We start from the raw sequence: 10,595 nt of genomic DNA, 5'->3' as shown, positions 1-10,595 counted from the left end.
CCGTCAAGCGCTGGGGCCCAGGATGGGCCCTGCAGCGCGGTCCTCCCGGGAGCAAGGCCGGAGTGAGGGAACCCCGGAGCGAAGCGCAGGGGCCGTATGAATGGAGCGCAGCGGCTTTGGTTACTTTGGCCAAGACCAAAGTAACCCGCCGTAAGGGCGGAAAGGTGACTATGCGTCGACATCGCAAATGAATGCGCATACAACTATAAAAACAATCACCGCCCAGACTCAGAAACTCAGAAACAAAAAACCATGACAAACTAACCCGACTCCAACAGCAAGGCCCCACCCCACCATGTTCTACCGCCTGGCCGCCGACACCCTGGTCCTGTTCCACCTCTCGTTCATCCTGCTGGTCCTGTTCGGCGGCCTGCTGGTGCTCTGGCGCCGCCGCGCCCTGCTGATCCACCTCCCCGCCCTCGCCTGGGGCCTGGCCGTGGAAGGCCTGCACCTGGAGTGCCCCCTGACCGACTGGGAAAACCACCTGCGCAAAGCCGCCGGCGACGCCGGCTACCACGGCGGCTTCGTCGAACACTACATCTGGCCAGTGATCTACCCCGCCGGCTTGACCCCGCAAATCCAGCTGTGGCTGGGCACCATCGTACTGCTGCTCAACCTCGGCATCTACGCCTGCGTGCTCTGGCGCCTAGCGCGTCGCCACCACGAATAACCGCGGGAACGGCAACAACACCCTGCCATCGCTGGCCGGCGGGTAGTCACGCTGCATGGCCTGCAAGTAAAGCTGCAGGAAACTCGCCTGCTCCTGCTCATCCAACCGCGCCAGGTAAGGCCGCAACGCCGAGCCCTTGAACCACTCCACCACCGCCTCGGCGCCGCCGACCAGCGGGTGGTGATAGGTGGTGCGCCAGACATCCACCCGCGCGCACAGCGGGCTGAGCAGGTCGTAGTAGAACCCGGCGTTGTGCCGCGGCGGCAGGCTGAAATCGGCGAACTTCGCGGCCCAGGGCCCCTGGCTGGCGATCTCGCTCAACCGGCGGTGCGCCGGCTCGTCGAGGTTATCGGGGGTCTGCACGGCCAGGCTGGCGCCCTCGCCCAGTTGCCGCACCAGGTGCGGGTAGAGGCTGGCGTGGTCCGGCACCCACTGCAAAGACGCGTTGGCCAGGATCAGGTCCTGGGGCTCGTGGGCGGTCCAGCTGGCGATCTCGCCAATCTCGCAACGCACCCGTGGAATGCTCAGCCGTGGCCGCTGCCGGGCCTTGTCGATCATGTCCGGATCGCTGTCCAGGGCCAGGACCTGGGCATCGGGGCAGCGCTGCAGCAACACCTCGGTGGAGTTGCCCGGGCCGCAGCCAAGGTCCGTGGCATGCCGCGCCGGACGCGCCGGCACGGCGGCCAGCAGATCACGCACGGCGCGGGTGCGTTCATCCTCGAACAACGAATACTGGGTGGCGGACCAGGCCATGGGCGACTCCTAGTAGGGCAATTATGTGCAGCATAAGCCATGTCGGCATGCTGCAACGTAAGGATGATCTGACTGGCAAACAAGGTTTTGCCCACAAACGAAAACGGCCGGCCCCTCGAAAGGTACCGGCCGTTGCCAGAGGCACCAGCGCAATCAGTGACGCTTGGCGCCACGGATCTGGTGCACCACGCCCATGGCCACCACGATGGCTGCGGCGATACCGGTGGAAATCACCAGGATCTGGTAGTCAGGCATGAAGGCCATGGTCACCAGGGCCGCCACGATGAACAGGATCACCAGGTAGGTCAGCCATGGGAACAGCCACATCTTCAGGCGCACTTCCTTGCCCTCGGCGATCAGCTTGCGACGCATGCGCAGCTGCGAGAAGGCGATCACCAGGTACACCAGCAGGGCGATCATGCCGGTGGTGTTCATCAGGGTTTCCAGCACGTCCTTTGGCCGCAGGGTGTCACTGAAGTTGATCAGCGCGCAGAACACCGCCACCAGGCACGAGCCGATGATCGCGTTCACCGGCACACCGGTACCGGTGCGGGTGAACGTGAACAGGCGTGGCGCGTCGCCGCGCTGGGCCAGGGAGAACAGCATGCGCGAGGCGGTGTAGTGGCCGGAGATCAGGCAGCTGCTCACCGAGGTCAGCACCACGAAGTTCATCAGCAGCTCGGCATACGGCACGCCCAGCAGTTCCAGGGTACGGCGGTAGGCGCCATAGCCGGAGACACCCAGTTGCGGGTCGTTCCACGGCACCAGGCAGACGATCAGGAAGATCGAGCCGACGTAGAACAGGCACACACGCCACACCACCGAGTTGGTCGCCTTGACGATCTGGGTGGCCGGGTCCTTCGCCTCTGAGGCGGCAATGGTGACGATCTCGGCGCCGAGGAAAGCGAACATCACCCCCAGCAAGGCGCCGATCACCGTGGTGATGCCGTTGGGCATGAAGCCTTCGGCGGTCAGGTGGGTAATGCCGCGCACTTCACCGAACTGCCAGATGTTCATCACCGCGGCGGTGCACACCACCAGGAAGCAGACGATCGCCACCACCTTGATCAGCGCGAACCAGAACTCGAACTCGCCGTAGTGCTTGACGTTGAAGAAGTTGACGGTGATCAGCAGCAGCGTCGTGGCCAGCACGAACACGTTGACGCTCACGTCGGGGAAGAAACCGTGCAGGATCTTGCCCGCCACATAGGCCTCCCAGGCCATGAGGATCACCCAGTACCACCAGTACAGCCAGCCGATGGTGAAACCGGCCCAGCGGCCAATGGCGCGGTCGGCGTAGGTGGAGAACGAGCCGGTGTCCGGCGAGGAGGTCGCCATCTCGCCAAGCATGCGCATGATCAGCACCACCAGGATGCCGCCGGCAAGGTATGCCAGCACAGCAGCCGGGCCGGCGCTGTGGATGACACTGCCGGAACCGACGAACAAGGCGCCGCCGATCACCCCGGCAATCGACATCATTGTCAGGTGGCGCGACTTGAGCGAGGCACTGAGCTTGCTCTCGTGCCCGTCCTTCGCGGTGGTGGATGTGGATGTTGCGTCCATCAGTTATTTACCCCGTGCTTCTTTTTATCCAAGGAAAAACTGTGAAACCCCGATGGTTATCGGTCTCACCTGTACATCAGTGCTACTGCGGGCAGGGAGGTGTGCGCGAGCACACGCAGGCCATCCGTGGCGGCCTGCTTACGCGGCCAGAGGCAACCCTCTGGACGAACTGAACCATGCTGGGGACGGACGAGAAGCGTCCGGCCAGGCGAAAGGAAGGTACGGGGCAAACCCCGACGGCAAAGCAGCGATGTTGTGATTATTCATGGCGCTGGTACGTGCTGTGTTGGCTATATCTGACACGTAATGTAAAAATGTCGAACACATAGAGCCATGCACAGCGGCATGAAAAACGCACTGCACTGTACAGGCCGCCGATGCAATACACCCGCGATACCCCTGCAGGCGCCTGGCGCCGCGCACACCTGAAGGCCCCCGAATGCTCCAGCTCCATCCGGACTCCTCCACCCCGCTGGTCAACCAGATCATCGACGGGCTGCGCGCGCTGATCGATGACCAGACCCTCAAGCCCGGGGCCAAGGTCCCGTCGATCCGGGCATTCGCCTCGACCTACTCGGTGAGCACCTTCACCGTGGTCGAGGCCTACGACCGGCTGGTGGCCCAGGGCTTGCTGGTGAGCAAGGGCAATGCGGGGTTCTTCGTCAATCGTGCGGCGAACGAGCTGCTGGACAAGCTCAACGTCGAGGTCGACACCAGTCGCCCCACCTTCAATTCCGAGTGGTACCTGCAGCAGATCTTCGAGATCCGTCAGTTGCCGTTCAAGCCCGGTTGCGGCTGGCTGCCCAACGACTGGATGTACGAGGAAGGCCTGCGTCGCGGCCTGCGCCAGGTCGCCGGCAGCCCGCTGGAGCTGTCCGGCTACGGCGACCCCCTGGGCCTTCCGGAGTTGCGCGCGCTGACTGCGCAGAACCTGCAGCAGGAACTGTCGATCGTCGCCAACCCGGCGCAGCTGATGCTCACCCACGGCGCCAGCCAGGCCCTGGACCTGGCCGTGCGCACCCTGGTGCGCCCCGGCGACGTGGTGCTGGTGGACGACCCCGGATACCCCAACCTGATGAGCATCCTGCGTACCCAGGGCGCCACCCTGGTGGGCGTGCCGCGCACCCCGGCGGGCTACGACCTCGACCAGCTCGAGCGCCTGCTGGCCCACCACCGCCCCACGGCGTTCTTCACCCAGCCGCACCTGCACAGCCCGACCTGCTCGCGCACCCCGCTGGCGCAGCTGCACCGCCTGCTGCAACTGGCCAGCCAGCATGGCTTCCGCCTGGTGGAGAACAACCTCTACGCCGACATGATCGCCGACCCGCTGCCCTGCCTGGCCAGCCTCGACCACCTGCAGCAGGTGGTGTACGTGGGCAGCTACTCGAAAAGCATCTCGCCCAATGTGCGGGTCGGCTACCTGCTGGCCAACCCCGAACTGACCCAGCAACTGCTGCACCTGAAGATGCGATCGGGCCTGACCACCTCACAGGTGATGGAGCGGGTGGTATACGCCGCGATCATAGACGGCCGCTGGCGCAAGCACCTCAAGCGCCTGCGCCAACGCCTGGCCGAGGCGCACCAGGAAGTGGGCCGGCACCTGCACCGGCTGGGCTTCGAGCTGTTCATCGAATCGGACGAGGGGATGTATATCTGGACCCGCCACCCGGCGATCCCCGACAGCGCCGCGCTGCTGGACGATGCCCTGGAGAAAGGCATCATGCTCGGGCCCGGACAGCTATTCATGGTCGATGCCAAGGCCACCGGGTGGATGCGTTTCAATGTGGCGTTCAGCACCGATCCGGCGATGTGGGAGTTGTTGGAGAAGGTGCTGGTCAAGCATGTTCGCCGGGGCGGGGTGTAACACCCCTACCACCGCTATCGCCAATCCCGCTTTTCAGAGAAGAACGCCCGCGCATTCGCGTCCAGGCTCTCAAGGTGATACCCCCCCTCTTGCACAATCAGGCAAGGCAACTGCAGCGCCCGAATACGTTCCCCCAGCCGCGCAAAACCGTCGGTCGTCACCGCCACCTTGCTCTGCGGATCCAGCTCGTAGATATCGAAACCCAGCGACAACACCAGCACTTGGGCACCAAAGGCCTTCACCGCCTCGAGCGCGACCTCGAGCTGCGCCATGAAGTCTGCCTCGCTGGCGCCATGGGCCATTGGCAGATTGAGATTGCAGCCCTCCCCCGCGCCTTGGCCACGCTCGTCCGCAAAACCCGCCACGCCGGGATAGAAGTTGGTCGGGTCACCGTGCACCGAGACATACAGCACGTCGTCGCGCTCGTAGAAGATCTCCTGGATGCCCTGCCCGTGGTGCATGTCGGTGTCCAGGATCGCCACGCGGCTGTAGCGACTTCGCAGTACTTGGGCGGCCACGGCGGCATTGTTGAGGTAGCAGAAACCGCCAGCGGCATCGTAACGGGCATGATGCCCCGGCGGACGGCACAAAGCGTAAGCGGCGGGTTCACCATCGAGAATCGCCTGGGCGCCCGCCACCGCGCTCTGCGCCGACCAGTAGGCCGAGCGCCAGGTGTGCTCGCCCACCGGGCAGCTGCCATCGGCCAGGTAGCGAGCAGCCTGGGCAAGAATGCCGCGCAAGGCGTTGGGCTCGCGCACGAAGATATTGGACATGACTTCATCGCCCCAGTCCTCGGGTACCTCTTTCCAGCGCGCATGGGCTTGTTCGAGGAACCTCAGGTAGGCCTCGCCGTGTACGGCCTTGAGCGGTGCGAGGCCGGCGTCGGCAGGCTGGCGAATGTCGAAGCCCAGGCCCTTGGCGGCCTGCAACAGCCGCTGGGCGCGCTCGGGCACCTCCTGAGGGGTGCGCATCGCGCCACGGGAGTAATAGCTGCGCGGATGGTGCAGCAGTTGTTCGGGGTGGAAATAGCAGCGCATCAGGCCTCTCCTTCGTCAACCTGGCCGGCACGGGCCAGCACGGCGTTGAGCAATACATCGACGCCCTGGCGGGCATCGTCGGGCAACACGTCCTCGGCTTCGTTGTGGCTCAGCCCGCCGACGCAGGGGATGAACACCATCGCCGTGGGGCAGAAGCGCGCCAGCAGGATCGCGTCATGACCGGCGCCACTGACGATGGACTGCTGGCTGTAGCCCAGGCCATCCACCGCCTGCTGCACGACGGCCACGCACTGGGCATCGAACGGCGTGGCCGGGCTGACCCAGTGGCGCTCGATGCGCACGCTGAGGCCGCGCTGGCTGGCAATGGCCTGCAGTTGCAGGCTGATGTCGCGCTCCATCGCGTCGATGGCCGCGTCGCGGTGATGGCGCAGGTCTAGGGTGAAGCGCACGACGCCCGGAATGGTGTTGCGAGAAGACTTGGCAATACTCAGCTCACCGACCGTGGTCAGGCCCTCGGGAGCGAAGTCCGTGGCCAGCTGCTCGATGGCCTGGATCATTCTCGCCACGCCGTACAAGGCATCCTTGCGCAGCTTCATCGGCGTGGTGCCGGCATGGGCGGCCATGCCCTCGACGGTCACGTCGAGCCAGCGAATCGCCTGGCCGCCGCTGACCACACCAATGCTTTTGGCGTTGTCCTCGAGGATCGGGCCCTGCTCGATATGTGCCTCGAAATAGGCGTCCACGGCGCCACCCAGCGGGCGCTGGCCGGCAAAACCGGTGCGCGCCAGTTCATCGGCGACGCTGATGCCGTCGGCATCGCGGATCGCCAGGGCCTGCGCCAGCGGCAAGGTGCCGGTGAACACCGCCGAGCCGAACATGGCCGGGGTGAAACGGGCACCCTCCTCATTGGTCCACACCGCGATCTCCAGCGGCTTGCGGGTACGAATGCCCAGGTCGTTCAGGCGACGCACCACTTCAAGCCCTGCCAGCACGCCGTAGACGCCATCGAAACGCCCGCCTTCGGGCTGGGTGTCGAGGTGGCTGCCCATCATCACCGGCGCGGCGTGCGGGTCGCTGCCCTGGCGACGAGCGAACAGGTTGCCGATGGCATCCACGCTCAGGCTCAAGCCGGCCTCGCGGCACCAGTGGCCGAACAGCTCGCGACCGGCCTTGTCCTCGTCGCTCAGGGCCAGGCGGCAGCTGCCGCCACGAGCGGTGGCGCCGACCTCGGCCATGGCCATCAGGCTCGCCCACAGGCGTTCGCCATTGCATTTCAACATTGCGGATACTCCAGATTCAGGCCAGCTCGAGCTGCCGGCTACGGGCGTACCGGCGCGTCAGCGCCAGCACGCAGACCAGGGAAGTGCAGGCGATCAGGCTGTAGAAGACCGCCATCGGCCACCATTGGCCGGGAAAGCTGTGGGCCAGCCAGGTGCCGATCAGCGGGGTCAGCCCCCCGGCGATGGCGCCGCAGACCTGATAGGCCAGGGAGATGGCGGTGTAGCGCACGCGGGTGTCGAACATGCCGCTGACATACCCGGCGATCACCGCGTAGAACGACGCCATGCACGCCGCCGCCAAAGCAATGCCAAGCACGATCAGCGGGCCTTCGCCACTGCTCACCAGCACGAACATCGGGTACGGCGAGGCCATCGCCAGCAACGCGACCAGCGCCAGGAAGCGCGTGGCGCCGAGCTTTTCCGAGACCCACGCGGCCAGGGGCTGCACGCAGAACTGGATGATCGCCACGAAGAACAGGCATTCGAGGATCAGCGAACGCTCCAGGTGCAACTGCTGGGTGGTATAGCTGATCATGAAGGTGTTGGTGAAATAGACCCCGGCGATCCCCAGCGTATTGGCGCCGATGCACAGCAACAGCGGTCGCCACGCGGTGCGCAGCACCTCCAGCACCGGCGCCTGCTCCTTGCGCCGGGCCTTCTCGGCCTGCGCGCGGCTGGTGAGGAACTCGGGCGATTCGTTGACCCCCAGGCGAATCGCCAGGCCCACCAGCAGCAGCAGCGCGCTGGCCAGGAACGGCACACGCCAGCCCCAGCTCATCAGGTCGTCTTCCGGCAGGCGGGTGACCGCGCTGAACGCCAGCAGCGACAGGATCAGGCCCGCCGGGCTGCCCAGCTGGGCGAACGAGGCGAAGAAATTGCGGCGCCCCTTGGGCGCATGCTCGCCGGCCATCAGCACTGCCCCGCCCCACTCGCCGCCCACGGCAATGCCCTGGACCACCCGCAGCAGGATCAACAGCACCGGCGCGGTGGCGCCGATCTGCGCGTAGGTCGGCAGCAGGCCGATGGCGACGGTGACCACGCCCATCATCAGCAGGGTGATGACCAGTGATTTCTTGCGACCGATGCGGTCACCGATGTGGCCAAAGACGATGCCGCCCAGGGGGCGGGCGAAGAAGCCCACGGCAAAGGTGCCGAAGGCGGCCATGGTGCTGAACAGGCTATTGTCGGAGGGGAAGAACAAGGCGCCGAACACCAGCGCGGCGGCGGTGGCGTAGATGTAGAAGTCGTACCACTCGATCATGGTGCCGATGAACGCGGCGGCGGCGGCACGGCGCGGTTGAGGCGAAGCGGCGGGCTTCATGGGTGGCTCCTTTGGTTGTTTTTCTGGCAGGAGTTTTTTAGGACATGGCGACGCTCTGACGGCGCCTGCACTGCTGGAGATGATTCATCGCCAAAGCCTATAATTCAATTTTCTATTTATTATTCGAATTATTAGCCACACTTATTATCGAGCCTGACCATGCCCGACCGCCTGCTCAACGACCGCCTCGACTGGAACCTGCTGCGCACCTTCCGCGTCATCGGCCAGGAGCTGTCGATCAGCCGCGCCGCCGCCCGCCTGCACCTCACCCAGCCTGCCGTGAGCCAGGCGCTCAAGCGCCTCGAGGAACAGCTCGGACGCCAGCTCATCGCCCGTCGCGGCCCGCGCTTCGTGCTGACCGAGGTGGGCGAGCAACTGTTCCAGCTGGCCGGCGAGGTGTACGGGCAGATGTCGCAGATCGGTGGCTTGCTGGAGCAGCCGGCGGACGAGCTGGTAGGCAAGGTGCGCCTGCTGATGATCAGCCGCATCGTCAGCGAACGCTTCGATGATTTTCTCGCCGAGTTTCACCGCCAGCACCCGCGGGTGGAGCTGGAGATCGACGTGATGCGCAGCTCCGACATCGTCGCCGCGCTGCAAGAAAAGACCGCCACCGCCGGCCTGAGCCTCAACCGTCGGCCGCAGCAACGGCTGGAGCAACGGCTGTTCCTGCGCCAGCGCTATGCGTTCTTCTGCGGCAGGCACCACAGGCTGTTCGGCCAGGCCGAAGGCGACCTGCAACGGGAGAACTTTGTCAGTTTTACCAGCGACCAGATCGGCGGCATGCTTTCGCCGCTGACCATCTTCCGCGACCAGCAGGGCTTCGCCGGGCGCATCGTCGCCTCGTCACCGAGCCTGGAAGAGGTGCGCCGCCTGGTGATCGCCGGTTTCGGCATCGGCTGCCTGCCCGAACATGTGGTGGCGGCGGATGTGGACACGGGGTTGTTGTGGAAACTGCCGCCGCGGGAGGGGATTGCCGATGTGGACATCCACCTGTTGTGGAACAGGGATCAACGCATGAGCCGGGCGGAGAGTCTGTTTATTGAGACCTTGCTGTCTGCCTGCGCACCAACGAGCTAGCTGGGAGCCCAGCGAATGTAATCCAAGTAGTTGGCCTGCTCACTCGCGCTTGCCTATGACCACCACCCGACGTGGTAGACCAGTCGGTAACCACTCTCCTCTGAACTTGATCTTGCTGTGGTTGGGCAAACCACTCAGCGCGTACGAACCTTACTCGGAGCGAGCGCAAGCAGTACACACACTCAATCAGCAACCTGACAATTTTACCAGTTGCATTCCCATAGCTACCAAGCGACCCTGCCAATAAAAAATTTTGCCGCAACGGTGATCGCTATGCAATTTTTCTATAACCGTACGAAACTTACAACCCTCATTCATGCCGAGGGCAAAAGTACATGGCTCGGCCTACCCGGAAAATTGCTTGCCATTCACTGCTCAGACAAGAATCAATCCCCCTCGACACTCATCGCCAACGATGTTCATGGGTCTCCCGTCAGCCTCCACTCAACCTCCAAAGCGCAACAGGAGGTTTTTACACCTTACGGTTTTTCCATGCGAGATAACCCGGAGCGCGTTGGTTTCAAGGCAGAGTATTGTGATACAGCAACTGGCTTCTACTTCCTTGGCAACGGATACCGCATTTACAACTCAAAACTTACGCGCTTTCACAGTGCCGATACACTGAGTCCATTCAATGAGGGTGGGATCAATGCATATACCTTTGTATCAGGGGATCCGATCAATGGCTCCGATCCGTCCGGCCACTCACCAGTGTTTCAAAAAGGAACGGTGCATCAGTACTATGGTCCTGTGCGAAGGGTAGCAAATGACGTCAACTACTTCATCACACCGTCAATTGAAACCCCCAAAGAAATCAACATATCTGCTCATGGCAGCCCAGGCTTTATAGAGGTCAACGGCACCGACACAACAGCCAAGGGCTTTGTAAACCTCCTTCATCTTTCAAACCTCCCAATCAAGGACTTGCCGATAAACGTCTTTGCTTGCGAATCTGCAAAACCAAACAAAAAAAACAAAAACATCTTTCATACAAGACCTGTCAAATATAACCAATCAGCGCGTAAACGGCTTTAAGGGTGAAATTGCCACCAGAGAAAAAATCTCGTCA

General features: G+C 63.5%; 9 protein-coding genes. 4 read left to right on the top strand and 5 right to left on the bottom strand.

The features are described 5' to 3' along the window. Positions 1 to 295 precede the first annotated feature (295 nt). Positions 296 to 670, top strand: coding sequence for a DUF2784 domain-containing protein (locus tag ACVWZ5_RS08815; RefSeq protein WP_062574377.1), 375 nt, complete (start codon positions 296 to 298; stop codon positions 668 to 670). On the opposite strand, the gene tam is transcribed toward ACVWZ5_RS08815, so the two are convergent. Both tam and ACVWZ5_RS08805 read right to left on the bottom strand, forming a co-directional pair. Then, positions 647 to 1,423, bottom strand: coding sequence for a trans-aconitate 2-methyltransferase (tam, locus tag ACVWZ5_RS08810; RefSeq protein WP_062574378.1), 777 nt, complete (start codon positions 1,421 to 1,423; stop codon positions 647 to 649). The genes ACVWZ5_RS08815 and tam overlap by 24 nt on opposite strands. A 153-nt stretch (positions 1,424 to 1,576) precedes the next feature. Continuing rightward, positions 1,577 to 2,986 carry an amino acid permease gene (locus ACVWZ5_RS08805; protein ID WP_062574379.1) on the bottom strand — a complete coding sequence of 470 codons (1,410 nt, stop codon included), beginning with the start codon at positions 2,984 to 2,986 and terminating at the stop codon, positions 1,577 to 1,579. A 439-nt stretch (positions 2,987 to 3,425) separates the two neighbouring features. Here ACVWZ5_RS08805 and ACVWZ5_RS08800 point away from each other — a divergent pair, with 439 nt between their 5' ends. Next, entirely contained in the window at positions 3,426 to 4,850 is a 1,425-nt protein-coding gene (locus tag ACVWZ5_RS08800) for an aminotransferase-like domain-containing protein (protein ID WP_062574380.1), read from the top strand. 14 nt (positions 4,851 to 4,864) lie between these two features. On the opposite strand, the gene ACVWZ5_RS08795 is transcribed toward ACVWZ5_RS08800, so the two are convergent. From ACVWZ5_RS08795 to ACVWZ5_RS08785, 3 genes are read right to left on the bottom strand one after another with little or no spacing between them, the layout of a single operon-like run. Beyond that, the gene (locus ACVWZ5_RS08795) at positions 4,865 to 5,887 is read right to left on the bottom strand and encodes a histone deacetylase family protein (protein WP_062574381.1); all 1,023 of its coding nucleotides are present in this window, start codon (positions 5,885 to 5,887) and stop codon (positions 4,865 to 4,867) included. Continuing rightward, the gene (locus tag ACVWZ5_RS08790; protein ID WP_062574382.1) at positions 5,887 to 7,128 is read right to left on the bottom strand and encodes a Zn-dependent hydrolase; all 1,242 of its coding nucleotides are present in this window, start codon (positions 7,126 to 7,128) and stop codon (positions 5,887 to 5,889) included. The genes ACVWZ5_RS08795 and ACVWZ5_RS08790 overlap by 1 nt, the downstream gene beginning before the upstream one ends. Positions 7,129 to 7,144: 16 nt before the next feature. Continuing rightward, on the bottom strand, positions 7,145 to 8,449 hold the full coding sequence (locus ACVWZ5_RS08785) for an MFS transporter (protein ID WP_062574383.1): 1,305 nt from the start codon (positions 8,447 to 8,449) through the stop codon (positions 7,145 to 7,147). 159 nt (positions 8,450 to 8,608) lie between these two features. On the opposite strand from ACVWZ5_RS08785, the gene ACVWZ5_RS08780 reads away from it, so the two are divergent. Both ACVWZ5_RS08780 and ACVWZ5_RS08775 read left to right on the top strand, forming a co-directional pair. Beyond that, the gene (locus ACVWZ5_RS08780; RefSeq protein WP_062574384.1) at positions 8,609 to 9,526 is read left to right on the top strand and encodes a LysR family transcriptional regulator; all 918 of its coding nucleotides are present in this window, start codon (positions 8,609 to 8,611) and stop codon (positions 9,524 to 9,526) included. Between the two features lie 273 nt (positions 9,527 to 9,799). Beyond that, entirely contained in the window at positions 9,800 to 10,561 is a 762-nt protein-coding gene (locus ACVWZ5_RS08775; RefSeq protein WP_457340564.1) for an RHS repeat-associated core domain-containing protein, read from the top strand. Positions 10,562 to 10,595: the final 34 nt, after the last annotated feature.

The sequence above is a fragment of the Pseudomonas sp. TE6283 genome (assembly GCF_054060555.1).
This window is presented reverse-complemented; position numbering and strand designations above follow the sequence as displayed.

Coding starts and splice junctions, on each gene's coding strand:
- tam (WP_062574378.1), bottom strand. CDS start 1,423: ATGGCCTGGTCCGCCACCCAGTATTCGTTGTTCGAGGATGAACGCACC.
- ACVWZ5_RS08780 (WP_062574384.1), top strand. CDS start 8,609: ATGCCCGACCGCCTGCTCAACGACCGCCTCGACTGGAACCTGCTGCGC.
- ACVWZ5_RS08790 (WP_062574382.1), bottom strand. CDS start 7,128: ATGTTGAAATGCAATGGCGAACGCCTGTGGGCGAGCCTGATGGCCATG.
- ACVWZ5_RS08800 (WP_062574380.1), top strand. CDS start 3,426: ATGCTCCAGCTCCATCCGGACTCCTCCACCCCGCTGGTCAACCAGATC.
- ACVWZ5_RS08785 (WP_062574383.1), bottom strand. CDS start 8,449: ATGAAGCCCGCCGCTTCGCCTCAACCGCGCCGTGCCGCCGCCGCCGCG.
- ACVWZ5_RS08775 (WP_457340564.1), top strand. CDS start 9,800: ATGCAATTTTTCTATAACCGTACGAAACTTACAACCCTCATTCATGCC.
- ACVWZ5_RS08815 (WP_062574377.1), top strand. CDS start 296: ATGTTCTACCGCCTGGCCGCCGACACCCTGGTCCTGTTCCACCTCTCG.
- ACVWZ5_RS08805 (WP_062574379.1), bottom strand. CDS start 2,986: ATGGACGCAACATCCACATCCACCACCGCGAAGGACGGGCACGAGAGC.
- ACVWZ5_RS08795 (WP_062574381.1), bottom strand. CDS start 5,887: ATGCGCTGCTATTTCCACCCCGAACAACTGCTGCACCATCCGCGCAGC.